This window comes from Streptomyces canus (genome assembly GCF_001514145.1).
GTDB classification, from domain to species: Bacteria; Actinomycetota; Actinomycetes; order Streptomycetales; family Streptomycetaceae; genus Streptomyces; species Streptomyces canus.
This window is the reverse complement of record NZ_KQ948656.1, coordinates 53,015-77,611: the sequence shown is the minus strand read 5'-3', so window position 1 is coordinate 77,611 and position 24,597 is coordinate 53,015. Positions and strand designations below refer to the sequence as shown.

The 24,597-nt window shown below is 70.3% G+C and carries 15 protein-coding genes and 3 pseudogenes; 5 read left to right on the top strand and 13 right to left on the bottom strand.

Annotated features, from left to right (window positions below; genetic code table 11):
- Nucleotides 1–546 precede the first annotated feature (546 nt).
- Both ligA and AQJ46_RS00350 read right to left on the bottom strand, forming a co-directional pair.
- On the bottom strand, nucleotides 547–2,628 hold the full coding sequence (gene ligA, locus AQJ46_RS00355) for an NAD-dependent DNA ligase LigA (RefSeq protein ID WP_059203627.1): 2,082 nt from the start codon (nucleotides 2,626–2,628) through the stop codon (nucleotides 547–549).
- Nucleotides 2,629–2,900: 272 nt separating this feature from the next.
- Nucleotides 2,901–3,374: an RNA-guided endonuclease TnpB family protein gene (locus AQJ46_RS00350; protein ID WP_404828348.1), complete on the bottom strand. Its 474-nt coding sequence runs from the start codon at nucleotides 3,372–3,374 to the stop codon at nucleotides 2,901–2,903.
- 38 nt (nucleotides 3,375–3,412) lie between these two features.
- Between AQJ46_RS00350 and AQJ46_RS00345 the strand changes: the two genes are divergently transcribed.
- Nucleotides 3,413–3,676: a hypothetical protein gene (locus AQJ46_RS00345; RefSeq protein ID WP_059203626.1), complete on the top strand. Its 264-nt coding sequence runs from the start codon at nucleotides 3,413–3,415 to the stop codon at nucleotides 3,674–3,676.
- 42 nt (nucleotides 3,677–3,718) lie between these two features.
- Here AQJ46_RS00345 and AQJ46_RS51505 read toward each other — a convergent pair.
- A protein-coding gene (locus AQJ46_RS51505) for an IS5 family transposase (protein ID WP_404828347.1) occupies nucleotides 3,719–4,650 on the bottom strand; the annotation gives its coding sequence in 2 pieces (ribosomal slippage) (nucleotides 3,719–4,317 and nucleotides 4,317–4,650; 933 coding nt in all).
- 88 nt (nucleotides 4,651–4,738) lie between these two features.
- A complete protein-coding gene (locus tag AQJ46_RS00335) occupies nucleotides 4,739–5,380 on the bottom strand; it encodes a hypothetical protein (RefSeq protein ID WP_059203625.1) in 642 nt (213 codons plus the stop codon).
- A 121-nt stretch (nucleotides 5,381–5,501) separates the two neighbouring features.
- On the opposite strand from AQJ46_RS00335, the pseudogene AQJ46_RS00330 reads away from it, so the two are divergent.
- A pseudogene (locus tag AQJ46_RS00330) lies at nucleotides 5,502–6,194 on the top strand (ABC transporter permease); the annotation flags it as partial.
- 50 nt (nucleotides 6,195–6,244) lie between these two features.
- Entirely contained in the window at nucleotides 6,245–6,490 is a 246-nt protein-coding gene (locus tag AQJ46_RS55250) for a hypothetical protein (protein WP_059203624.1), read from the top strand.
- Nucleotides 6,491–6,623: 133 nt separating this feature from the next.
- On the opposite strand, the gene AQJ46_RS00320 is transcribed toward AQJ46_RS55250, so the two are convergent.
- Together AQJ46_RS00320 and AQJ46_RS00315 are read right to left on the bottom strand one after the other, a co-directional pair.
- Nucleotides 6,624–9,809, bottom strand: a complete 3,186-nt coding sequence (locus AQJ46_RS00320; protein WP_159063965.1) for an NPCBM/NEW2 domain-containing protein — start codon at nucleotides 9,807–9,809, stop codon at nucleotides 6,624–6,626.
- Between the two features lie 186 nt (nucleotides 9,810–9,995).
- Nucleotides 9,996–12,440 carry a SpoIIE family protein phosphatase gene (locus AQJ46_RS00315; RefSeq protein WP_079072044.1) on the bottom strand — a complete coding sequence of 815 codons (2,445 nt, stop codon included), beginning with the start codon at nucleotides 12,438–12,440 and terminating at the stop codon, nucleotides 9,996–9,998.
- Nucleotides 12,441–12,577: 137 nt separating this feature from the next.
- Between AQJ46_RS00315 and AQJ46_RS00310 the strand changes: the two genes are divergently transcribed.
- Nucleotides 12,578–14,041: an aldehyde dehydrogenase family protein gene (locus tag AQJ46_RS00310; RefSeq protein WP_059203622.1), complete on the top strand. Its 1,464-nt coding sequence runs from the start codon at nucleotides 12,578–12,580 to the stop codon at nucleotides 14,039–14,041.
- Nucleotides 14,042–14,141: 100 nt separating this feature from the next.
- On the opposite strand, the gene AQJ46_RS00305 is transcribed toward AQJ46_RS00310, so the two are convergent.
- Nucleotides 14,142–15,203 (bottom strand): ferritin-like domain-containing protein, encoded by a 1,062-nt coding sequence (locus AQJ46_RS00305; RefSeq protein WP_059203621.1) that lies wholly within the window; start codon nucleotides 15,201–15,203, stop codon nucleotides 14,142–14,144.
- Between the two features lie 464 nt (nucleotides 15,204–15,667).
- Here AQJ46_RS00305 and AQJ46_RS51495 point away from each other — a divergent pair.
- A pseudogene (locus tag AQJ46_RS51495) lies at nucleotides 15,668–15,828 on the top strand (cupin domain-containing protein); the annotation flags it as partial.
- 554 nt (nucleotides 15,829–16,382) lie between these two features.
- Here AQJ46_RS51495 and AQJ46_RS55245 read toward each other — a convergent pair.
- The 6 genes and pseudogenes from AQJ46_RS55245 to AQJ46_RS55240 form a co-directional block, all read right to left on the bottom strand.
- Nucleotides 16,383–16,919 carry a hypothetical protein gene (locus AQJ46_RS55245; protein WP_159063964.1) on the bottom strand — a complete coding sequence of 179 codons (537 nt, stop codon included), beginning with the start codon at nucleotides 16,917–16,919 and terminating at the stop codon, nucleotides 16,383–16,385.
- A gap of 6 nt (nucleotides 16,920–16,925) precedes the next feature.
- Nucleotides 16,926–18,092 (bottom strand): substrate-binding domain-containing protein, encoded by a 1,167-nt coding sequence (locus AQJ46_RS00300; RefSeq protein WP_059203620.1) that lies wholly within the window; start codon nucleotides 18,090–18,092, stop codon nucleotides 16,926–16,928.
- 44 nt (nucleotides 18,093–18,136) lie between these two features.
- The gene (locus AQJ46_RS00295; protein ID WP_059203619.1) at nucleotides 18,137–19,201 is read right to left on the bottom strand and encodes an ABC transporter permease; all 1,065 of its coding nucleotides are present in this window, start codon (nucleotides 19,199–19,201) and stop codon (nucleotides 18,137–18,139) included.
- Nucleotides 19,198–20,730, bottom strand: coding sequence for a sugar ABC transporter ATP-binding protein (locus AQJ46_RS00290; RefSeq protein WP_059203618.1), 1,533 nt, complete (start codon nucleotides 20,728–20,730; stop codon nucleotides 19,198–19,200). Before AQJ46_RS00290 ends, AQJ46_RS00295 begins: the two co-directional genes overlap by 4 nt.
- Nucleotides 20,731–20,859: 129 nt before the next feature.
- The gene (locus AQJ46_RS56890) at nucleotides 20,860–24,081 is read right to left on the bottom strand and encodes a SpoIIE family protein phosphatase (RefSeq protein ID WP_059203617.1); all 3,222 of its coding nucleotides are present in this window, start codon (nucleotides 24,079–24,081) and stop codon (nucleotides 20,860–20,862) included.
- A gap of 162 nt (nucleotides 24,082–24,243) precedes the next feature.
- Nucleotides 24,244–24,391, bottom strand: a pseudogene (locus tag AQJ46_RS55240) (YjbQ family protein); the annotation flags it as partial.
- Nucleotides 24,392–24,597 lie beyond the last annotated feature (206 nt).

Genomic DNA, 24,597 nt, shown 5'->3' with positions numbered 1-24,597 from the left:
CGCTGGGCCGCACCTGGGCGCTGTACGGGGTCGTGTACCAGGCCGCGCTTTCCGGTACCACCAGAGCAGTCGCGGTTGCACCTGGCCCTTCGGACGAGGCCGCTTGTATGCCAGCGTCCTGCGAAGGTGAACTCTTCTCGGCCTGCCGGGCCAGTTGGCCGGAGGGCCCGCTCACCCCCACCACATGACGTCAGTCGCCAGTGCCGCCCTCACCCTGGAGTGGCAAAGCTGAAAACGTTCAGTGAGCGGTCGGTGGAACGCTGGCGGCGTGCCCGGCGGGAGGGCGGGACGGACGTCCTCGCTCCCCGCTGAGCCAAACGTTCCGCCTGCCAGTTCGCCGAGTCGGCGAAGGAGTTGGCCCTGGGGCGCGCCAGGACCTGGCCACCACTGAACGGTCGCCCGAAACCTACCTGGCGGAAAGGCCGCGCTCGCACTGACCGGGCCTCTGCTTCCCGGCGTGGCCGGCGGCCTCCTCGCCTTGGAGGACGTCCATTGCCTTGGCCCGTGCCGCTGGGCGCAGCGATCAGGCTGCCGGCGGTGACGGGCTCAGGGCAGGTAGTCGGCGACGAGCAGCGCGAATTCGTCGGGCGCGGCGAGTCGGATGCCGAGGGTTTCCGCCTTGTCCCGCTTGGAGCCGGCGCCTTCGCCGGCAACAACGAGGGAGGTCTTCTTCGAGACGCTGGAGGAGGACTTGCCGCCGGCCAGCTCGATGAGCTCGTTCATCTGATTGCGACTGAGGCTTTCCAGGGGACCGGTCATCGCGCCGGTGACGACGACCGCCATACCCGCAAGCGGACGGTCGTCGGGGGTGTCGGCCGGTGCTGCCGGGTCGTCGATTGCAGCAGCCGGGGGAGTGGCGCCGGGTTCGGTCATGTTCACCCCGGCCGCGGCGAGTCTGTCGATGAGCTCCGTGAGCTCGGCGATTTCTGTGACGATGGAGGGGGCCTTCTCCGGGCCGATGCCCTCGACCTGCTGCAGGGCCTCGGCGTCGGCGACACGGATGTTGTCCATGGTGGCGAAATGCCGTGCAATGCGGCGGGACATGGAGCGGCCGGTGCCGCGTACGCCGAGTGCGCACAGCACCCGTGACAGTGGCTGGGTCCGGGCCGTGGCGAGGGCCGCGAGCAGGTTGTCGGTGCTCGTCTCGCCCATCCTCTCCAGTGTCAGAAGCTGCTCACGGGTCAGGGCGAAGAGGTCGGCCAGATCCGCTACGAGGCCGGCCTCGACGAGCTGGATCACGCGGGTGGCGCCCAGGCCCTCGATGTCGAGCTGGTCGCGGCCGGCAGCGTAGGAGAGGGAGGCCACCAGATGGCAGTTACGGCCCTGCTCGCACCGCCAGCGCTCCTGGCTGGTGTCGATGGCGGAGCCGCACCGCGGGCACATCTCGGGGAACACGATGGGCTGTTCGTCGCCGGTGCGCAGGTGGGCGACCGGCGCTTCGATGCGCGGGATGACATCGCCGGCGCGGTGGACCATGACGTGATCGCCCAGCCGCAGGTCACGGCGGGTGATGTCGGCCGGGTTGTGCAGGGTCGCGTAGGTGATGGTGGCGCCCTCGATCTGCACCGGCTCCAGGACGCCGCGCGGGGCGATGATCCCGGTGCGGCCCACGTTCCACTCCACCGCCACCAGGCGGGTGATCTTCTCCACGGCGGGGAGCTTGTAGGCGATCGCCCAGCGGGGCGCGCGCGACCCGGAACCGGCGGCTCGCTGGTCGGCGGCCAGGTCGGCCTTGATGACGATGCCGTCGATCCCGAAGGGCAGCTCGGCGCGCAGCGCGGCGATCTCCCGCACGCGCTCCAGGACCTCGTCCACGGTCGTGGCCGTGACAGTGGGCACCGCGGTGGCGGCGGCTGTGTGGACTCCCAGCCGGGCGGCCAGAGCCATCAGCTCGCTGTGGGCGAGCCCGTCCAGCCGTTCGGCGAGCTCGGTATCGGTGTCCGGCAGGGGCAGCAGGCCGTAGCCGAAGAACGTCATCGGCACCGTGTACGCCCGCTCCTTGGCCCGCAGCGTGCCCGCGGACGCGCCGCGCGGGTTGGCGAACGGCTGCCCGCCGTGTGCGGTGCGCACCTCGTTGGCGTGCTCGAACTGTGCCGTCGTCATGAGGACTTCGCCGCGCACCTCGACGGTGACCGGCTGGTCCAGCTTCTCCGGCAGTCCTTCGAGGGTGCCGATCGCGTGCGACACGTCCTCTCCGGCGATCCCGTCGCCGCGGGTGATCAGCCGGGTCAGGCGCCCCTGGGTGTAGCGGGCCGCGACGGCGAGACCGTCGAGCTTGGCCTCCACGCTGAAGCGTGCCGCCTCGCGTCCGATCCGGCGGGTCAGTGAGGCCGTCCACGCGGTGAACTGCTCGGGCGAGAACACGTTGTCCAGGCTCAGCATCGCCACCGTGTGCGGCACATCGCCCTCGACCGCGCCGCCGGCGACCTTGCCCGTGGGGGAGTGCGGCAGTACCTGGTCGGGGTGCGCGTCCTCCCACACGGCGATGCCGCGCACCAACTGGTCGTAGGCGTCGTCGTCGAGCGGAGAGGTGCCGTCCGTGTAGTAGGCGGCCGCGGCCGCCACGACGTCCTCGACGGCCTGCGCGTAGGCAGCGGCGTCCACGATCTGCGCAACTGGTGTGGTCATGCAGTCATCCTGCCTCCCACCACTGACAACGCCACTGGCTAACCGATCGTTTCACTATGAGACACACGCAGCGAAGATGTTGGTGCAGCCTCTCCGACCCCCTCGAATCCTCCTGTTCGGAACATGTCAGCAGGTTCCCTGGCCGCTCAGGTACAAGGATCCGTATGAGTGGGGTGAGTGGTTGGCTGCGCCGCCAGGCACGTCGTTGCCGTCACGACTCCAGATACCGCAGCACGGCCAGGATCCGGCGGTTTTGACTTCCGCTCACCTCCCTAAGGGGAGGTGATTCCTACCACGGTCGGCTGACCGTCTCGGTGGGTTCCTGCTTCACCGCGCTGGGCCGATACGAGTACCGGTCTCACCCGCGCTCCACAGGCTGGCACCGCCAGTCCGGCGGCCTTGGCGACGTTGACCGCCGCGTTGATGTCCCGGTCGAGTTCGGCCCCGCAAGCCCCGCATTCCCACGCGCGGATGTGCAGGGGCTTGGGGCCGTCCTTGACGCCGCACCGCGAGCAGACCTGGGAGGTCGGCTCGAACCGTCCGATGCGGTGGAAGCTGCGGCCGAACTTCGCGGCCTTGTACTCCAGCATCGTCACGCACGCGGACCATCCCGCGTCGTGGACGGACTTGGCCAGGCGCGTACGGGCGAGCCCCTTCACCGCCAGGTCCTCAACGGCAATCGCTTGGTGAGCGCGAATGATCCTCGTGGAGAGCTGGTGGTGGAACTCGCGCCGTGCGTCGGCCACCTGCGCGTGAGCGCGGGCGGTCCAGCCAGCGCGCGCTGATGGACGAGATCTCGGCGCTGGGGTCCAACATGCTGCGCGTGCAGCCGTTTTCGGGACAGGGTGTGCCGGTTCGGCTGCCCGAGGAATCGGTCGACATGGTGCACCGCATCCAACCGGTCACCGAGGCGAGCGCGGTGGCCAACACCCATGCCGAGGTCCGGCGTTCCGACCTCATCGGCGATGAGGACTTCTCCGGCACCGGACTCAGCGTGCTCGCGGCCCGACGCGACCTGTTGAGCGTGGTGGGCGGAAAAGTCTTCTAGGGAAGGTTCTTCAGCGCCGCCGACTAGGTCTTGTCCGGGCGATCACGTTCGCAGCCATATGGAGAGGGCTGCTGCTGTGACGGTGCCCAGGAAGACGTAGCCGCGTTTGTCGTAGCGAGTGGCGACCGCCCGGCACTGCTTCAAACGATTGATTGCCCGCTCGACGGTGTTGCGTTTCCTGTACCGCTCTTCGTCGAAACCGGGTGGCCGTCCGCCGCGAGAGCCTTTGCGTAAGCGGGCAGCCTGGCTATCAGTCTTCTCCGGGATCGTGTGCCGGATGCCCCGACGACGCAGGTACTCGCGGCAGGGGCCGTTGCTGTACGCCTTGTCCGCCGCGAGGCTGTCAGGCGTCTTCCGCGGCCTGCCCGGCCCGATCCGCGGAACACGAATGTTCTCCAACACCGGCTCGAACTGTGTGCAGTCCGCCCGCTGTCCCGGGGTGATAATCAGAGACAGCGGGCGACAACGGCCGTCCGCACTCAGATGGAGCTTGGTCGTGAACCCGCCCCGCGAGCGGCCCAAGCCCTCACCTTCTGCACCACCTCCACCAGGCGGGCGACGAGGCTCCGCCACAGCGTTTCGCCCTGGTGTTCTGCTGCTGCGGCCCCCTTTGAGGCGGGAGTCGGCGGTGGTTCGGTGCGGGCGCCGGCGGCGTGCTGATGTGCACGCACGATGGTGGAGTCGACCGAGATGTCCCAGTCGATCTCCCCGGCGGTATCGGCTTCGGTCTGGACCTGCTGGAGTAGGCGTTCCCAGGTTCCGTCGGCCGACCACAGGCGGTGGCGTTCATAGACCGTCTTCCACGGGCCGAACCGTTCAGGCAGGTCACGCCAATGCACGCCGGTCCGCACCCGGTGCAGAATCCCGTTGATCACCTGCCGGTGATCCCGCCACCGGCCGCAACGACCGTTACTGACCGGCAGGAACGGCCGAAGTCGTTCCCATTCGGCATCCGTCAGGTCGCCCCGCCCCATGACCACGTGAACGATTCGGCAACGGAGCAGTCACATGATCAGCTGGAGGGCGACAATCTTGCCGACATCGCCGCGGGGGACCGCGTGGTCATCGGTCGGAACGGCTGACGGTCCCCGGTGCGCGGCCCGCGAGCCAGACGGCGATCCGTTTCTGCTCCTCCTTGTCGGCGAGGGGATAGTCCCAATGTGCGTACCATTCCAGGTACTGCAAGATGTTCTGAGAGCGGTCCGGGTGGGCCACCGCGCGCACGTCGACGCCGATCTCGCCCGTCGAGGCACTGACGTACACGCTGCCGTCGAGAGCCATCATGCCGAAGCCCGGGTGGCCGTGTATGCCGAGGAACGCCGATGCCGCACCCCGGCCCATGATGTCCCAGCGGTCCAGGAGCCGGACCCGGGTCCAGACCGCCGGTGCGGCACGGCGGCCATAGTGCTGGTTCTGCTTACGCAGGACGGCCTGGTGCGTGTGGGTGCCGTGAGGAAGCAGGACGAGGAACTCACGCCGGTGGTCGAAAAGGCCCGCGGAGACCGCCAGGTCATACCAGTCCTCGTTGAGACGCTCGACGAGCCGTGGGGTTTCGTACCGGTGAGAGAAGCCACCAGTGATGTCCTCGGGACCGTATCCGAAGACGAACGGCATCGTGCCGTCCGGCACGGCGTTCGGAATCACCTCAAGGCCGGCCCGCCGCAGCGGCCGGTACACCTTACGCTCGCGCTCCTGGATACCCATCGATCATGTTCTACCAGGGCCAGCACGCCAAGATTCCCCCGGCCCGGCGCTCCCTCGTTTCCTGACCTCCCGGATCGGACCGGTCCTCGGTCAGCCGCATGATCGGCCGGACAGGCCCTAGCAGTTCCCCACGGCCGTACTGGGCTACCGGGCCGCCGGCCAACTCGGCATCGGGGAAATTCCCGAGAACGACCCGCCGCCACAGATACAGATCAACAAGTCGTGGTTCACCGTGATCGGCATTCTGCACTCCGTACCGCTCTCCGACGACCTCGACAACGCCGTACTGACGGGATGGCCGACCGCCAAGAAGACACTGCGCTTCGAGGGAAACCCCACGGTGATCTACGTCAAGGCACGGGAGGCCGATCTGGAGGACGTACGGAACGTACTCCCCGCCACCATGTTCCCGGAGCCGCCCGGACAGGTCCAGGTCAGCCGCCCGTCCGACGCCCTGGCGGCCAAGCGCGCCACGCAGAACACCTTCTCCTCCCTCTTCCTCGGCCTGGCCGGTGTCACCCTGCTGGTCGGCGGAATCGGCGTGGCCAACACCATGGTCATCTCGGTCCTGGAGCGCCGAAGGGACATCGGGCTCCGCCGGGCGCTGGGCGCGACCCGCGGTCAGATCCGCGTCCAGTTCCTCACCGAGTCCATTGGACTGTCACTGCTCGGGGCCATCACCGGAACCCTGTTCGGTGTCCTCGCCAACGTCGGCTACGCGGCCTACCAGGGCTGGCCTACGGTGATCCCCGTGCTCTCGGTCACGGGGGGCTGCCTCGGCGCGGTACTGATCGGCATGGCGGCCGGCGTCTAGCCCTCGGTCCGCGCGGCACGCCTTCCTCCTACGGAGGCGCTGGCGTCGACGTGAGGGGCCCGCTGCGGGCGCGACCGTGCGCCGCGAGCGGTGGCGTCGAGCACGTCATCCTCGCGCTGGAGATGACCTGTCCCGACGGCGTGGCCCCCTGGGTGGCCGACGCGCTGATGACGACCGTGCCCGCGATGATCACGAGACTGCCGAGCGCGATCACCGGCCGGGTGCCGAACCGGGATACGAAACGGCCGGAACACAGGATGCCGATCACCGCGGTCTACCAGGGGGAGCTCCGCTGAGTTCGGAAGAAGGGTGAAGGGTTCGGACGGCGATACGTCGGATCGCTTGCCAAGTATCTGCACACTCGGCAAGCGATCGACTAGAGCAGGCAGACGGACGGGGTCCCGTACGAGGACACCGTGCTGCCCCGCCCTACCCCGCGCAGTCGAGCCGGGCGTCGGCCCAGTCCGCGTGGTCGTGGGCGTTGCCGTCGCCGCTGTCCGAGATCACGAGGTGCAGTTGCTGGGCACCGGTGACGTCGACGTCCAGGGGCAGGGGCTGTGAGGTGCCGGTGAGGACGGGGGTCGTGGTCAGTGTCCGGCCGTCGGCGGTCACCGAGAAGGTGACCGAACCGTACGGGGCGACCTCGTCGTCGGTGCCGACCGTGGCGGTGAACTTGCTGCAGTTGCCGCCGAGGAAGAACGCCACGTCGCTGTCGGCGTGGGCGCCCAGGCCCTTGGCGTGGACGGTGCCGCGGATCGTGATCGGCAGTCCGTCGCCTGCCGCCTGCTCGCCGTTGGAGGTGTCGCGTTCCACCGGGCCCCAGCCGTTGCTGCTGGAGACGAACGACAGGTCGCTCAGGTAGGGGCTCCCGGTGGGCGGGGGGATCGGCACCTCGGTCTTCGCGGTGCCGTACGTCCAGTGCTGCACGACGCCGCGGACGTAGGTGGCGAGCGGCGAGAAGGTGACGGACACCGGGGTCGCGGCGGCAGTGGGGGCGGTGACGGTCCAGCTCGCTGTGACCGAGTGGCCCGGGGTGACCTTCGAGAAGGTCGTCGGTGTGGTGGCGGTGACCGTCCAGCCGTCCGGGGCGCCGGGCCGCAGAGTGAGACCGGTGGCAGCGTCGCCCGAGGCCGGGACGGTGAAGGTGGACTTCAGGGTTGCCGACTCGCCCCGGTGGATGGTCGCCGGGAGGTCCGCGGCGAGTGTGGCCGGGGCTTCGGCGGCCTGCTTCACGGGGGTGATGCTGAGGTTGTCGAACTCGTCGGTCTGGTAGCCGACCACGCCGATGCCGACCTGCCCGGAGGCGTACGCGGAGTCGTCCACCGCGCCGACCGGCTTGCCGTCGACGCTCGCGGTGATCGTGGTGCCGCTGAAGCTCAGGGCCAGTTTGTGCCAGCTGCGGGTGCCCAGTGCCCGGGTGGTGCCGTCGGCGAGTGTGGCCGGCCGGCCGCTGGTGTCGCTCTTGACCACCGACCACTTACCGGTGTCGGCGACCCGCAGGAAGTAGCCCGCCTGGTGGGACTGCGGCCGCTGCTGGTCACCCGCCCGGCCCATGAGTTCGACCGTGCCGGACTGCTCCAGGTAGACGTCCGAACTGACGGTGTAGTTCTTCCAGTCGATGTCGCCGAGGAGGGCGAACGCGTCGCTGTCGTCCTGCCACTCGATGGGCTGCTGTGCGGCCATCTGCCGCACGCACTGGCCGGACCGTCCGCCCTTGCACGGCGCGGTCTCGAAGGAACCCTGCATGTCGGACAGGTACTTCGCCTCCCGCCCGGGGGTCTTCTGCTCGAACGAGTCGCTGTAGGGGAGCGCGAGGTGGCCCTGCTTCGGGCTGACGGCGCTGCCCTTGCCCTGGCCGGTGGTGGTGGTGAGGGAGTAGACGTAACCAGGCTTGAGGGAGACGCTGAAGTGCCCGTCCACGGGCGTCACGTCACCGGTGTGCACGAAACGGTCAGAGGTGCTGCCGGACTTGAGGTCCGTGGCCCAGATGTGCACCTTGCCGGTCGGCAGTCTGCCGGTGACCGTGAAGTCGGCGGTCTGGGAGGTGCTCGCGGTGGAGGTCTCCAGGATGGTGCTGTATCCCGAGTTGTCCGGCGACTTCAGGGTGACGTAGCTGCCGTTGACGCGGTCCCCGCCGAGATAGCCGCTCGCCTTGTCGACGAACTTCCAGCCGGGCTGGGTGACTTGGGTGACCTGGGCCGTCGTCCACAGGCTGGTGCCGATGTCGTACGCCCCGGACCACGGCTGGTTCGCCACCGCGAGGCCGACCGTGTCGTAGGGCAGGTTGGGGTAGATCGCGGCCATCAGCGGCCAGTTGAGATAGGCGGTGAACTTGCCGTCGAGGTAGCCGCGGGTGATGGAGCGGATGAGGGCGCCGGCGCCGGTGTTCTCGTCCAGGGAGCCGTTCTCGCTGGCCCACAGGGGTTTGCCGGTGGCCTGGGCGGTGGCCGAGCTGTTGCAGGTGTTGGCGCTGCCGCCGTCGCCGCCCTCGCAGGGGTAGTGGACGCCGACGACGTCGACGGACTTGGCGAAGTCGGGGTCGGAGGCGATGTCGTCCGCGACGTCCAGGCCCGAGTCGGCCCCGACGATCTGTATCGGGAGGTGCTTGGCGGTGAGCGTCGCGTGCAGCTTCTCGTACCAGCCGATGTCGTAGCCGCGTTCGTTCCAGCCGCCCAGGTAGTCGATGTCCAGGCCGTGTTGGCGGGCACAGCCAAGCCAGCTGGTCAGGTAGTCGATCATGTCCTGGGACCAGAAGTCGCCGCCGCCGGGGGAGTTGGCCGTGTTGCCGATCCAGCCGGGGGCGCCCCAGGCGAGGCCGTACAGCTTGATGTGCGGGTTGCGCTTCTTGGCCTGCTCCATCAGCCACCACTCGTAGCCGCTGTCGCAGTGCACGGTTCCCTTGGTGTGCTCGATGCTGGGCTCGGACCCGTCGGTGGAGTTGGTGTCGCCGCCGATCTCCACCTTGAGCATCTGCAGGGCGGCGCCGTAGCCGGGCTTGAAGAGGTAGTCCAGGATCCGGCTGCGCTGCGGCTCGGGGTAGTTGATGAGCAGTCGTGAGTTGCCTCCGCCGCCGCTGATGGCGCCGATGCCGTCGAAGGTGCGGCCGGTGCCGGCTCCGTCCACGGTGACGTCGGTCTTGCCCGGAACGGGTGCCTCACCGACGAAGTCGATCCGGTCGACGGTCACTGCGGTGCCGCTGGAAGCGGCGTTCTTCCGGCCGGTCGACGTGAGCGTGAAGGTGTGCGGGCCGTCGGGAAGGGTGGGGCTGGTCCACACGGGGGCGTCGCCGGTGCGGCCGGCGCTGTAGAGGTCGACGTCCACGGGGGTGTCGCCGTCGACGGAGACGGCGGCGATGCCATGGCCGGGGTCGGTGATCGCGTGGAAGGTGAGCTGGGTGCCGGTGAAGGCGAAGTCGACCGAGTCGCCGGTGGTCTCGGTCCAACTGTTGGTGCCCTCGTAGGGGTTGGCGGGTGCTCCCTCGCCGCTCGCGTGGCCCCAGCCGGAGCCGTGGTAGTCGAACTGGTCCCGCCCGCTTCCCTGGACGGAGTCGTCCACCGTGACGGTGGTGGCGGTGGTGGCCGTGTCGGCGGCCCCGGCCTTTGCCGTGGGGGACATCAGTAGCGCAAGTGCGGTGAGGACCACGGCGCCCAGTCTGGGTGCACGGCTCCGTGTGGACTGGGACATACGTGCTCCCGGTGTTACAGGGGTGGCGGAGGGAACAACTCCGCGCACCGTGCTACAGGAGCCCACGCGGTCGGGCAATGTTCCGGACAGAATTCAACAGAAGATTGCGCAATGCTTTCAGGTCGTGGGGAGGGCCTGTTCGGCCCAGATCGTCTTGCCGTCGTACGTCTGGCGGGTGCCCCAGCCCTGGGTGAGTTGGGCGACGAGGAGCAGGCCGCGGCCGCCCTCGTCGAAGGTGCGGGCACGGCGCAGGTGGGGGGCGGTGCTGCTGGCGTCGGAGACTTCGCAGATGAGGTTGCGGTCCCGGATGAGCCGGAGCTGGATGGGGGCGCCGCCGTAGCGGATGGCGTTGGTGACCAGCTCGCTGACGACCAGTTCGGTGACGAAGGCGGCCTCGTCCAGGCCCCAGGCGGCCAGCTGCCGAAGGGTGTTCATTCGGGTCTCGGCGACCGCTGCGGGATCGGCCGGCACGTCCCAGGTGGCGACATGTGCCGCGTCCAGGGCGCGGGTGCGGGCTATCAGCAGCGCCACATCGTCGGCGGGGCGGTCGGGGAGAAGCGTCTGGATCACGGTGTCGCAGGTGGTCTCCAAGGACGCAGCAGGCCGGGCCAGCACCTCGCGCAGCGCGTCGAGGCCTTCGTCGATGTCGCGGCCCCGGTCCTCGATGAGACCGTCGGTGTACAGCGCGAGGAGGCTGCCTTCGGGCAGTTCGATCTCGGTGGCTTCGAAGGGCAGGCCGCCGAGCCCCAGCGGCGGACCCGCGGGGATGTCGGGAAACTCCACGGCGCCGTCCGGGGTCGCCACCGCGGGTACGGGGTGGCCCGCGCGAGCCAGGGTGCAGCGCCGGGAGACCGGGTCGTAGACGGCGTACAGGCAGGTCGCGCCGATGTCGCTGACGGTGCCGGCTGCGGTTTCGGCTTCGGCGGACAGGTGGATGACCAGGTCGTCCAGGTGGGTCAGCAGCTCGTCGGGCGGGAGGTCGACATCGGCGAGGGTGCGTACGGCGGTGCGCAGCCGTCCCATGGTGGCCGAGGCCTGGATGCCGTGGCCGACGACGTCGCCGACGACGAGCGCGACCCGGGCGCCGGACAACGGGATCACGTCGAACCAGTCGCCGCCGACGCCGGCCTGCGCACTGGTGGGCAGGTAGCGGGAGGCGACATCGACGGCGGCCTGTGGGGGCAGCCGTTGCGGCAGGAGACTGCTCTGCAGGGTGAGGGAGGTGCGGCGCTCACGGTCGTAGCGGCGGGCGTTGTCGATGCAGACGGCGGCCCTGGCGGTGATCTCCTCGCCGAGGAGCAGGTCGTCCCGCTCGAAGGGTTCCGGGCGCCGGTGGCGGGAGAACGTCGCCACGCCGAGGGTGATGCCGCGGGCGCGCATCGGCACGGCCAGCACCGAGTGGAAGCCAAAGCGTCGCATCCGCTCGGCCCGGTCCGGGGTCTGGCTCGCCACCCGGTCCATCGCGGAAGGGGTCACGTTCTCGATCAGCGGTCGGCCGGTGCTCAGGCACCTGGCCGCGGTCGACTCGTCCGGGTAGGCGGCCACTGTTCCGCGCTCCACCACGACCTCGGGGCAGCCCTCCAGGACCGACTGGTAGGCGACACGGCGCAGCATGACCGGGCTGGGCGGCGAGCTGGCGCGTGGATCGTCGCCGCCTTCGATGGCGGGAAGCAGGTCGACGGTGACGAAGTCCGCGAGGTGCGGGATGGCGACGTCGGCCAGTTCCTGCGCGGTCCGGGCCAGGTCCAGGGTGCTGCCGATGCGGATACTGGCCTCGTTGAGCAGGGCCAGACGGCGCCGGGCCAGGTGCTCCTCGGTCACGTTGGAGGCGGAAAGGAGCACGCCCCGTACCGTTCCCCCGGCGTCCTTCACGGGGGTGAGCGACGTCGACCAGATGCTCTCGCTCCTGTGGCCCGCCAGGCGCAGGACCTGCTGCAGATGCTGCTGTTCCCCGGTCTCCAGCGCCCGCCGCATGCACTCTTCCGTCCGGTCTCCCTCCGAGTCGACCACGATCTCCGACACCCGAAGCCCCTGCATCGCCGCTTCGGGCAGGCCGATAACCCGCTCCATGTCCGCGTTCGCCAGCCGCAGCCGCAGACCGGTGTCGTAGAGCGCCGACGTGGCCGGGGACTGGGTGAACGCCCACCTCAGCAGCGCGTCGTCCTGGAGGGGCGACGACGGCCGGGCCAGGGGGGAGACCAGGAGCCACTCGCCGCCCCCGTCGTCTTCGGAGTGGGGTTCCCGGCGGTGGGCCAGCAGGTTCACTGTGAGGTGGTGGCCGTCCGAGTGCAGGAGAGTCGCCGCCCCGTTCCACCTCGGCAGCGTGTGCAGGGAGCGCAGCGCCGCGGAGGGCGGCTCCCCGGCGAGCAACGGCGCCGCGGGCCGGCCGATGACCTCCGCGGACCGGAATCCGAGCAGTCGCCGTGCGCCCTCGCTCCACCCGGTCACGATGCCGTGGGGATCCACCGTGGCTCTGGCCGTGGCCGACTCGTCGACGGGGTCCTCCGGCCGCCAGGCCGCCCGGTCGTCGCCGGCGGCTTCAGAACCCGTCATCACGTTCATCCGCCCTCACCTCGGTCTTTCCACCGTGCGTCCCGGCCCGGCCGCGAGCAACCGACAGGGAAGTGGTTGAACATATAAGCTTAATGAGGTCATAGGTCCCAAAAGGCTACCAATGTATCGATGATGGGGGTCCTGCCATGACTGCCACCGGCGAGGGGACGTGGCCGGACGCGGCCGATTGCACCGGGAAGATCTACAGCGGCGGCTGGCGGCAGTCCGGGGGCGGGACTCAGCCGGTGAACGAACCCGCCACGGGAGAGCGGCTGGCGGAGGTGGGTGTGGCGGCGCCCGCGGATGTCGCCCGGGCCGGTGCCCTGGCCGCCCGGGCTCAGCGGGCCTGGGCCGAGACGGCACCCCAGGAGCGCGCCGAGGTCCTGCTCCGTGCCGCCCGGGCACTGCGTGACCACGGCGGTGCCGTCCGTGAGTGGATCGTCAGGGAGTCCGGTGGCGTCCCGGCGAAGGGCGACTACGAGATCGCGGCCGGACTCAGTCAGCTGTCGCAGGCCGCCGGGCTCGCCTCGCTGCCGCGCGGCGAGATCCTGAGCCCGCCGGCCCCCGGCCCGGCCAGCTACGCGTGGCGGGTACCGCTGGGTGTGGTCGGCGTCATCAACCCCTGGAACGCTCCCCTGCTGTTCGCCATGCGGGCCCTCGCGCCCGCCCTGGTGTTGGGCAACGCCGTCCTGCTCAAGCCCGATCCCCACACGCCGGTGTCCGGCGGCGTCGTCGTGGCGCGGCTGTTCGAGGAAGCCGGACTGCCCAAAGGGCTGCTCCACGTCCTGCCCGGAGGCCCCGGCACCGGTGCGGCGGTCGCGACCGATCCCCACGTCGCCATGGTCGTGTTCACCGGCTCCACCGGGGCGGGACGGGCGGTCGCCCGCGCGGCGGGCGACGGGCTCAAGCGGGTGGCCCTGGAACTGGGCGGCAAGAACTCGATCGTCGTGCTCGACGACGCGGACATCGACGCCGCCGCGGCGGCCGGGGCGATGAGTTCCTTCGGCTATCAGGGGCAGGCCTGCGTCGCCGCAGGACGCCATCTGGTGCACGCCGACATCGTGGAGCCGTACACCGAGGCACTGATCGGACAGGCCAACGCGCTGCGGGTCGGCGACCCTCGCGAGGAGGGTGTGGCCCTCGGTCCCGTGATCAGCGAGCGCCAGGCCGCGAACATCGAACGCATCGTGGACGAGAGCGTGGCCGCCGGGGCACGGATGCTGGCCGGCGGACGCCGCGACGGGCTGTTCTACCCGCCCACCGTCCTGGACCACGTCGAGCGGACCATGCCCGCCTTCACCGAGGAGATCTTCGGGCCGGTCGCCCCCGTCGTCGCCTTCCGTACCGACACGGAGGCCGTCGAGATCGCCAACGACACCGCATACGGCCTGACGGCGGCCGTGCACTCCCGTTCGGTGCCGCGGGCCGCGGCCATCGCCGAGCAGTTGCGCACCGGCATGGTGCACCTCAACGACGTCTCCGCCAAGGACGCCGCGAACGCCCCCTTCGGCGGGATGGGAGCATCGGGCAACGGCTCCCGCATCGGCGGCACCGCCAATCTGGAGCAGTTCACCCAGTGGCGCTGGATGACGGTCACCGAAGGGGTCTGACGGGCCGCTCGTTCGCCGTTACGGACTCCGGGAGCAGACGCTCGATCGGGTGCGGTTCGCCTACTCCCGGAACGCGGCAGCAGTCAGATCTCGCAGCCTCTCAGGGCCGGGCTTCGACGTATTCGAATGTCGGGCCGGCCGTCGTGTCGTCTCCGTCGGGCATCGTCATCAGATTCTGCGCCTGCGCCTTGAGTGCGTACATCGTGCCTGTTGCGGCTCCGAGCATCTGCGGACTGCCGTTGAAAGCCTGTTCGAGTTGCTGGAGCAGTTGGCAGTACGTCCGGTTGAACTTCTCCTGAGCGTTCCGGATGGGGCTGCCCAGGGGATGGTCGGCCAGCAGGGGGTTGGGGCGCATCGGCAGGACGCCGTCCGAGTCGATCACGACGGCCTCACCTGTGGGTCCCGACTGCGGTGTGTCACCGCGCAGGTAGCGGCGTCCGAGCTGCAGCTCCTGGAACCGGTAGTAATGAGAGACCTCATCGCGGTCGGGATGGAAGATGTCTCGGTCGCCGTCCCAGACTTCGCCACGTGCCGTCCCCTCACCTTGTTCGACGATTTCCTCCAGAGCCGCGAGCGCTGAAGAAAGGTCTGTGACCGCGGTCAAGGTGCCGCCGGTATGGGCGAAGGGACCAGCTGTCACCTGGCGTGCCCCGTCACCGCAGAAGACTTCTGTCTCCCCGAGTTCTGCGCACAGGTGACGCAGCCCTTCTTCGATCGCGTCGTAGAACTGACCGATCGTCGTGTAGTTGTCTCCTTCCGGCGGAGCGCTGGGTGCTGCCGGCTGTTCGAGACGGAGGAACATCTCGAGTGCCTCCGTCCCGAACGGAACGAGCGACAACCGCAGGGAAGGGTCGCCATGGGGGAGAGGGCGAGGATGATGCTGCAGCAGTGTCGCCGGCTCCAACTGAGGCTGCCCGCCGACCGCGTTGAGCAGGTTTGCCGCCAGGGCCAGATGGATCATCTCCTCGACGAAGACGCTGCCGACCGCTTGGGCGGCGTCAGGGTTGCGCTGCGGGTCGAGAGAGTAGAGAGCGCAGAGATAGGGCGGCAGGGTGGCGTGTTCCAGTTCGATCGCCCATTGAAGGTGCTCGCGAAGACTGTCGAGCGTTTCGATCCGTGCTGCTGTTGCCTGGCTGATATGCGACGCTTCTTCGTAATTCACGGGTTTCCCAATTCGGTGCAGGAGTGATTGGCGTGATGCCGATGCTGCCCACTTGCATCACCGGCTGGTCAGATCCGTCGAATACCACCCTCTTCACGACACACTTCGCCGTCGGCGGGAAGGGCATCGCGGACCGACCGTTGGTAAGACAGGGCAGACGTCCGTTCTGTGACATCACCGCGTCCCGGAAGCCCTGACTTCAGAGGGCTGGTGACGCCGTGTTCCGGGCGGTGGCCACGTGGCCACTCTGCGGGCCCGGAAGTCGGGATCGGTGCCGGTGAAGCGGGCATATGAACAACGGGATGGGCGACCCACTTCACCACCATGTCTTCGGCTACCTCACAGCCCCACGACGTGTTGGACGTCGTGGAAGGTGCGACGCATGCCGGATAACGGACATCGCGGGCATGGGTACGTTCATGGGGATGGTGGCGAGGACGGGCCGAGTTGGACCAGGGCGGCGAGGTGACGCCATCCACTACCAGGACGGCAACGCCCTGGCCGACGAGACGATCGAGTTCGTGGTCACCATGATGTGCGTGCCAGGCAAGCCATGCTCGAACTCGTCGACGAAGAGGAACTCAAGCAGCGCGCCCACCTCCGCGCCCCCCGACCCACCACCTGACCTCGACTCCGCAGACGTGACCCGACGGAACAGCTCGACGGGAACTTCCCGAACGGGAGTTCATGCGAGGATCGCCGAGCATCATCTGAACGAGGCGCCAGCGCTGGTCGCGGCGGTTTGAAGACGCGATCTGCGTGTTTGCGCCAGGGCCGGGTGATCTCCGAGATCGTCGGTCACAAGAATCCAGACGGGGTCCTCCGAAATGACATCAGTGCGTGGGACTGCCCGCCGCCCGTGAGGAGGACGGGCCGTCGAGACCGAACCCGCGGGATTCGGCTGGCCTTCGCGGCTGTTTTCGGCTAATGATCAGGCTCATCGGCGCCGTTTCTGGGCTACCCCATGGATTGATTACCGTCCCTTTCAAAGAGACCCGGGGCGTTTGCAGTGTCGACCGGACAGAGTCAGCGATTTTCCAGTGCAGCTTCTCCACCTCGGCACCGCCCCATCAAAGGACGGCTGACATCAGGTTCACGCAGAGAGGCGCGTGGACGCGCCCTTGACAAGCCGTAGGTGGCTTCGTGGTCACCCCATGGAGAGCCCCTGGGGCGGGTCCGTCACGTCACTGCCCCCAGATCGTCGGCCCGCGGATGTGTTGCCGACCGCTGAGCAGGGGATGTCGTACCGTTCGGCGGCCAACGGCGGCTGACACCCACATGAAAAAGCACGCCCGAGCCCGGGGCATTCACGCAGACATGGGACGCCCACCCCTCGGCACTCGAGGTCGTCCAGGTGAGTGTGCCCGCATAGGTGATCAGCCCGCCGAAGAGCCCAGCACCCACAACCACCGAGACAAAGAGAGTCATCGCCCGCTCCCATGCAGCGGACATCCGGGAGCGGAAGACTCCGTCGAAGAGCATGGCCACAAGCAGCCCGGCTGTGCTGAAACTGGCAACGGTGGCAAGGATGGTACGTGCGCCACGTCGAACCAACCGTCGAGCAGTGCGAAGCTGAAGCCGTGCCGGCGAAGAGAGCAGATTCCCCAGAGTGATCCGAAGCCAACGTCGGCCGAGTTTGTTCAACGGCCAGGGTGCGCTGCCGAGATCCGGGGTGGAGTCGAAGAGGCCGGACACGTCGGAATGGCCCACGATCATCTGGCGTCACTGTCCCCAGATCTTCCGGTATGCCTCCCGGTAGCCCGACGGGTCCCACGTGGTGGCGCCTTGGCTGTTGTCGGCCGTGGCGATGTGCACCGGCGCCACGTATCCGCTGTGGGGGCGGCCGGAGAAGGCGCGGTTGAACTCGTCGACGATCTGCCAGCCCTGGAGGGACAGCGGCTCGGGCACGGTGGCGGCCTGGTACTGCCTGCTGTTCACGCGCTGGAAGGCGGACGGATCGCCGTCGCCGGCCCCGATGTTGAAGGGCGGGCCGGAGCCCTTCTCACCGGCGGCGCGGAAGGCGGGGGCGGCGTCGGCGAAGTACAGGTCGTTGATGGCCACGGAGTGGGTCCAGCGGTCCTGGAAGCGGGACAGCAGGGAGGAGATCTCCTGGGGGGTGCGGACGCTGGCGTCGGGGATCGGGATGTTCTCCACCGAGAGCAGCCGCACCCCCTGACACCTCGCCAGGTCCTTGCGGATCAGGTCGGACTTGTTCCGCGCGAACGGGATCGAGGCGTCGGTGATGAGCACGACCCCGGCGCGGCCGTCGGAGTCGGAGATGATCCACTGCGCACTGATCCGGGCCACGTCCTGGACGCGGGTGGTGACGTTGGTGAAGAGGTCGGGCTGCCGGCTGGGGCCGGGCTCGGGGACCGCGTGCCAGCCGACGAGCGGGATGCCCTGTGCGTTGGCCCGGGCGGTCTGCTGGGCCGTCGAGTCGGGGTCGAACCCGCCGATGACGATGCCCGAGGGCCGCAGGGCCACGGCTTCGCTCATGGCCGACTGGATGCCGGCCGGGGTGCCGCCGCCGTCGATCACCCGGACGTTCCAGCCGATGGCCCGCGCGGCGTCCCGCACCCCGTTGGCGGCGCCCGCGACGCCGGGGTTGGTCATGGTCTGGGCGACGTAGACGATCGTCCTGCCGGACACCGCCTTGGGGCCGCTGGTGGGCCCTGCCCAGGGGATGTCGTTGCGCTGCGCCCGCGTGACGGCTTCCCGGGCCCGGGTGTGGACGGCGGGGCAGCCGTTCGGGCCCGTAGCGGTCTCCTCAGCGCCGTCGGAGGAGGAACCGCGTTCGCAGCCGACGAGGGCGGCGGCCGTGGCCAGCAGGGCGCAGGAGGCGAGCCGCGCGGTGCGGGCTGCGGGGGCGGCCTTGCGGGTGCGGTGCACGGGAGCTCCAGGGAGGGGATCGACGCGGCGGGCGTGCCGCGGGGTCAGGGCGGTGACGTCCCGCTCTCCGGCGCCGGAGAAGGTGGGGGCGGGGGCGGCGCGGCCGGTGTGTCGCGGGCCACGCCGCCGCGCAGCCGTCGGCGGGCCGCGTAGCCGGCCAGGCCCACGGCGATGAGCAGGGTGCCGCCGTTGAACAGCGGGACCGTCCAGAACTCGGCGCCCAGCTGGCCGATGCCGGTGAGGCCGACGGCGAGGACGGCGACGGCGACGACGGTGCCGAGGGCGTTGGGCCGGCCGGGCTTGATCGCCGTGGAGCCGAGGAGGGCACCGACGAAGGCGGGCAGCAGGTAGTCCAGGCCCACGCTCGGGTTGCCGATCTGCTGCTGGGCGGCGAGCAGCACACCGGCGAAGCCGACGATCAGGCCCGAGGCGGCGAATCCGTAGACGGTGTACCTGCGGGTCGCAATGCCCACGAGGTCGGCAGCGCGCGGGTTCGACCCGACGACGTACAGGTACCGGCCGAGCGGCAGCCGCTCCAGCACCAGCCAGAGGACGGCGGCGAGGGCGAGCACGTAGAAGGCGGGGACCGGGAGGCCGAGGAAGGAGGAGTCGTAGAGGTCGGTGAACGCGGGCGGCAGGCCCTGCGGGCCGGGGACGATCCGGCTGCCGTCGGTGATCCAGCCGGTCATGGCGTACATCATGCTGCCGGTGCCGAGGGTGGCGATGAAGGAGTCGATCCGGCCGAACTCGACGACGACGCCGTTGAGGACGCCCACGGCCAGTCCTCCGGCCAGCACGGTGAGACAGGCGAGCGGCCAGGGCCAGCCCTCCTCGATGACGAGCCACAGCACCATCACATGCGCCAGGCCGAGGCCGTAGCCGATGGAGAGGTCGAACGCGCCGGTGACGATGGGCACCATGGCGGCGAGCGCGAGGATTGCCGGGATCGACTGGTTGGACAGGATCGAGTCGACGGTGTCCTGGGTGGGGAAGGTGTCCGGCAGGGCTAGGGAGAAGGCCAGGTAGAGCAGGGCGGTGAGGGCGAGCAGGCCGTAGGCGCCGACGAGGTGGCCGCCGGTGCGGTTGCGGGGCCGGGGCGGCGGCGTCATGAGTGCCGGGTCGTGGACGGGGGCAGGGCCGAGGCCGCCCGGGTGAGTCCGGCGATGGTCAGGTCGGGGCCGCTCAGCTGCGCCGTGACGGTCCCGCGGACGAAGACCAGCGTGCGTCGGCAAAGGCTCGCCACCTCCTCGAAGTCGGTGGACAGCAGCAGGATTGCGAGGCCGGCCGCCAGTGCCTCCTGGAGCAGACGGTGGATCGCGGCCTTGGCGCCGACGTCGACGCTCGCGGTCGGCTCCTCCAGGATCAGCAGCCGCAGGTCCGACCGCAGCCAGCGGCCGATCATGACCTTCTGCTGGTTGCCGCCGGACAGCGTGGCGATGGGGGTCTCGGTGTCCCGGGGGCGCACCGCGAACCGTTCGATCAGGGCTGCGGCCCGGGCCCGTTCGCTGCGGGGGCCGATCCAGCGTGGTGCGGGCGGGCCTCCGGCGCCCGGATTGGCCAGGAGGTTCTCACGTACGGTCAGTTCGGCGAGGCAGCCCTCGCGCAGCCGGTCGCCCGGTACGAGGCCGACCCCGAGGGCGACGGCCTCCGTGACCGTGCGGGGGCGGTACGGCCGCCCGTGCAGCACGGCCCGCCCGTCCAGGAGGGGCCGGGCGCCGGCGAGGGCGCGGCCCAGGTCCATGTGCCCGGCTCCGGAGAGGCCGACCAGTCCGAGGATCTCCCCGGCTCTCAGTTCGAGGCTGACGGGCCCGGTCCCGGTGGTGCGCACGCCGTCGAGGGTCAGGGCGGGCGGCGCGTAGGCCACGGCTCCGGCGGTGCGGTGGAGGGCCGGTTCGTCCACCTCGCCGACGATGTCGTGGACCAGCCGGGCCGGACTGTGACCGGCCAGCGGGCCGTGGCTGACGAGACGGCCGTCGCGCAGGACGGCGAAGGCGTCGGCGACTTGGTAGATCTCGTCCAGGCGGTGAGTGACGTAGAGGATGGCGTGCCCTCGGTCGCGCAGGTCGTGCAGGACGCGGAAGAGCCGGGCGCTGTCCGCGGCGGGCAGGCGGGCGGTCGGCTCGTCGAGGACGATGATCCGTGCGTGTGCCGCCAGTGCCCGGGCGATGGCGACCAGCGAGCGGTCGGCCGCCGCGAGTGCGGAGACCGGAGCGCCGGGGTCGAGCCGGGCGGAGACGATCCGCAGGGCATCGGCGCAGCGCTCGGCGGTGCGTCGCCAGGAGATCAGCCCGGACCGTCGTGCGTACCCGGTGGTCAGGGCGAGGTTCTCGGCGACCGTCATCCACTCCACGAGCCCGAGGTCCTGGTGGATGAAGGACATGCTCCGGGTGGCGGTCGGGTGGCCGAGCGGCTCTCCGGCGACGGTGATCTGTCCAGCGTCGGCGTCGTGGACTCCGGCGAGGATCTTGATGAGGGTTGATTTCCCGGCGCCGTTGGGCCCGAGCAGGGCGAGGACACTGCCGGGGTGGACGTCCAGATCGACCCCGGCCAGCGCGACGGTGCCGCCGAATCGTTTGCTGAGTCCGCGGATACGGACCAGGGATTCGGGCCCGAAGGGCGAAGCCGCCTTCGCCTGCATGCCGGGAGCATCACACACCTGATCAAACTACAGCATTTCGGGCATCCTTCGGGTCGGCGCGACACCGATGAAACGCCCTCTTGGACGGAAGGCTGGACGGAAAAGGCGCGGGCATGGGGCCGTGCCTCGTCACGCGGCGTCGAGCCCGCATTCGGCCCAGATGACCTTGCCCTCCGGCAGGTAGCGCGTGCCCCAGCTCTGCGAGAGCTGCGCGACGAGGAACAGACCGCGGCCGCCCTCGTCGGTGCTGGCCGCGCGGCGCAGGTGCGGGGCGGTGTTGCTGGCGTCGGAGACCTCGCAGATCAGGGTCCGGCCGTAGAGCAGCCGCACCCGGATGGGCTCCGCGCCGTGCCGGATGGCATTGGTGATCAGCTCGCTGAGGATCAGCTCCGCGGCGAACGCGGCCTCGTCGAGTCCCCGGTCGGACAGCCACCGCATGGCGGACGCCCGCACGTCGCCGACGAGGGCCGGGTCGGCGGCCATCTCCCAGCCGGCGATCCGGTCGGGGTCCAGGGCGTGGACGCGGGCGACGAGCAGCGCGATGTCGTCGTGCGGGTGCGCGGGAGCGACGGTGTCCAGGACCGCCCGGCAGGTCTCCTCGGGGGCGCGCTCGGGGCGGGCCAGGGCCTCGCGCAGCTGCTCCAGGACCTCGTCGACGTCACGGTGCCGGTCCTCGATGAGCCCGTCGGTGTACATGACCAGCTGACTGCCCGCAGGAAGATCGACCTCGGCGGCGTCGAAGGGCAGGCCCCCGAGGCCGAGCGGGGGCCCGGCGGGGAGTTCGGGGTAGGTCACGGTGCCGTCGGGGTGGACGAGCGCGGGCGGTGGGTGCCCGGCGCGGGCCATCAGACACCGCTGCGTGGTCGGGTCGTAGATGGCGTAGAGGCAGGTCGCACCGATGACGCCGGCGCCCTTGCCGTCCGGATCCTCCCGGTCCAGGCGGCCCACGAGGTTGTCCAGGTGGGTGAGGACCTCGTCCGGCGGGAAGTCGAGCTCGGCGAAGCTGCGGGCGGCGGTGCGCAGGCGGCCCATGGTGGCCGCGGAGAGCATGCCGTGACCGACGACGTCGCCTACGAGGAGCCCGACGCGGGAGCCGGACAGGGGGATGACGTCGTACCAGTCGCCGCCCACGTCGGACTCGGCGGGCAGGTAGCGATGGGCGACCTCGACGGCGTCCTGGTCGGGCAGGCCCTGTGGGAGGAGCCGGCGCTGCAGTGCCAGGACCATGCTGCGCTCGTGGGTGTAGCGCCGGGCGTTGTCGATGGACAGGGCGGCACGGGAGGCGAGTTCCTGGGCCAGCGAGCGGTCGTCGTCCCCGAAGGAGGCGCCGAATCGGTAGAAGCTGGCGATCCCCAGGACGACACCGCGGGCGAGCAGCGGGACCGCGATGAGGGACTGGACGTGGGCCAGCAGGCGCGCGGTGTGCTCGGGGTCCTGGGCGAGCCAGCCCGCGGCGGCCTTCAGGTCCGGTTCCAGCACGGCCTCGCCGCTGGTGAGACAGCGCAACTGGGGCGCGGTCGGACCGAAGTCGATGCGCTCGCCGGGCGCGGTGAAGGGCAGGCCCTCACGAATCCCGTGGACGACCGTACGACGCAGGTCGGCGAGGGGATCGGCGGACTCCTCGCCGCGCAGCACGGCGTCGGGCAGGTCGATGGTGACGAAGTCGGCCAGCCCGGGGACCGCGGTCTCGGCCAGTTCCTCGGCGGTGCGGCGCACATCCAGGGTGGTGCCGATGCGGGTACTGGCCTCGGACAGCAACTCCAGACGCCGACGCGCCGCCAGGGCGTAGGCCCCGACGTGCGGCTCTCCCAGCATCACCAGCGCCCGGGCCGGGAACGCCGCCTCGGACGGCTCATCCGCCGGACCCGGGCCGTCGCCGACCGCGAGGGGAGTGTCGGGCTCGGAAGCGCTCTGGCTCCCGAGGGCCGTGAGGGCCGCGCCGGGTTCGGCGACGCCCTGACTTCTGCCGGCCGTCCCGGATTCGGCGGTCCGGTGGTGGCCACCGTGCGCGTTCGGTTCGGCGGAACCCGGGCCAGTGTCCTGCGCGACTGGGCCGACGGCGCGGCCGTCGCCTTCCGCCGAGAGGGCCGCGCCGGGTTCGGCGACGCCCTGACTTCTGCCGGCCGTGCCGGGTTCGGCGGCTTGGTGGTGGCCACCGGCCGCGTCCGACTCGCCGGAACCCCGGCCGCTGTCCCTCGCGGCTGGGTTGTCGGCGCGGCCGTCGCCTACCGCCGAGAGGGGCGCGCCGGGCTCGGCGGTCGCGTGCGGCCCGGCCGGGCCTCCGTCTCCGTCGGCCGTGATGACCGGACCGGGGACCGCGGCGAGGTGGCCGGGCGGCAAGATGATCGCCGGGCGCGTGGCCGAGAGCCGGGCCGTGAGGGTGGGCAGCTCGTCCATCTGGCGGGTTACGGCAAGCGTTTCCCCCACCGGGGCGCCCGGCAGCACGGCCTCGATGGCGATGCCCCGCACCCCGGAGCTGCTCGTTACCGGGCGGCTCACGAGGGTCACCCGCCGGCCGTCGGGAAGGGGCACCTCGACGGCACCCCGCTGCGCGCCGGAGATCAGCTCGGCGGCCTTCTCCTTCAGGATCGCCTCGTCACGGGAACGGAATTCGTTCGCCAGCGCGTCCATCGCCACGCCGCGATGCGGACCGCCGGTTCCGGCCCCGGCGGCCAGGTACGTCCGCAGCAGGGCGCCCTCGTGCGCGGAACTCTGCGCCAGCAGCCGCCGTTCGATGCCCTCCGCCGCCCTGCGGATGGCGACGCCCAGGGCGGGCCGCTCGAAGCCGCGCGGATAGCCGAGGCACAGGACGCCCTCGATACGTCCGCTGAGCGGGTCCCGCACGGGCAGCGCGACGCAGGCGCTCTGCTGGGAGCGCTCCGCGAAGTGCTCGGCGCCGTAGACGCGGATGAGCTGCCGCTCCGCCAGGGCCAGCCCGATGCCGTTGGTGCCGGCGACCTGCTCGGCGAACACGAACCCGGGCACGACCTGGATGGCCGGCAGGCTCCTGGCCATCGACGGGTCCCCGAAGCGGCGCAGCAGCACCGTCCCGTTCGCGTCGGCGACGGAGATGTTGACCTGACTCCCGGCGAACGTGGCCTGCAGCCGGTCCAGCACCGGCACGGCCGCGCGGACGATACGGCCGCCCGGGTCGAAATCCTCCCGGTAGGGCAGGTCCAGCGTGTCCGGCGACAGGCCCAGGGATCGGGAGCGCTGCCACGAGTTCAGGATGGACGTCCGTACGCCCTCCGCGACCGGCTCGCCCTGGAGAAACAGCTCACGCGGATGGGCGGGCCCCGTGCCATCCGTCGCACGTCCCGCCGGCTTGGGTTCCTCGCCGGACCGAACCACGCTTCGCCTCACTTGCTGCCGCGACACTCCGTTGCTCGGAAGAGAACCTGGCATTGATGAGGATACGGGCATTACGGTCAGGCGTCACGGAGCGCCCGTGCCACACGGCCCGGTGACCGAAAGACCACGGCGGGGCCCTCGCCCCAGGAAGCGCAGACGCACCTACCGGTCCAGGTTGTGCCTGTCGGTGTCCACCAGGCACACCGACTGCCACGTGCCGAGCTCCAGTCGGCCCATCAAGCACCGGCAGGGTCGCGTGGGGCGGGACGAGGGCGGGCAGGACGTGGTCGCGGCCGTGGCCGGGGGTTGCGCCCAAGTGTTTCGGCGGGTGTTGCTCAAGGCGTCCCGGCGGTCATCACGCGCCAGTGCTCGTCCGTGAACGTCGACCTGCCGAACGATGCCCGCTGTACGGCGGTCCGCACATGCGCCTGCTCCGGACCGATCGCCCTGATCCGCACGCCTGGATTCTTCACCGGCTCGGTGAGGTGGCGGCACAGCGGCGCCCACGGCCCCGTG

Coding starts and splice junctions, on each gene's coding strand:
- ligA (WP_059203627.1), bottom strand. CDS start 2,628: ATGACCACACCAGTTGCGCAGATCGTGGACGCCGCTGCCTACGCGCAG.
- AQJ46_RS00345 (WP_059203626.1), top strand. CDS start 3,413: ATGGACGAGATCTCGGCGCTGGGGTCCAACATGCTGCGCGTGCAGCCG.
- AQJ46_RS00335 (WP_059203625.1), bottom strand. CDS start 5,380: ATGGGTATCCAGGAGCGCGAGCGTAAGGTGTACCGGCCGCTGCGGCGG.
- AQJ46_RS00320 (WP_159063965.1), bottom strand. CDS start 9,809: ATGTCCCCCACGGCAAAGGCCGGGGCCGCCGACACGGCCACCACCGCC.
- AQJ46_RS00315 (WP_079072044.1), bottom strand. CDS start 12,440: ATGAACGTGATGACGGGTTCTGAAGCCGCCGGCGACGACCGGGCGGCC.
- AQJ46_RS00310 (WP_059203622.1), top strand. CDS start 12,578: ATGACTGCCACCGGCGAGGGGACGTGGCCGGACGCGGCCGATTGCACC.
- AQJ46_RS55245 (WP_159063964.1), bottom strand. CDS start 16,919: ATGATCGTGGGCCATTCCGACGTGTCCGGCCTCTTCGACTCCACCCCG.
- AQJ46_RS00295 (WP_059203619.1), bottom strand. CDS start 19,201: ATGACGCCGCCGCCCCGGCCCCGCAACCGCACCGGCGGCCACCTCGTC.
- AQJ46_RS00290 (WP_059203618.1), bottom strand. CDS start 20,730: ATGCAGGCGAAGGCGGCTTCGCCCTTCGGGCCCGAATCCCTGGTCCGT.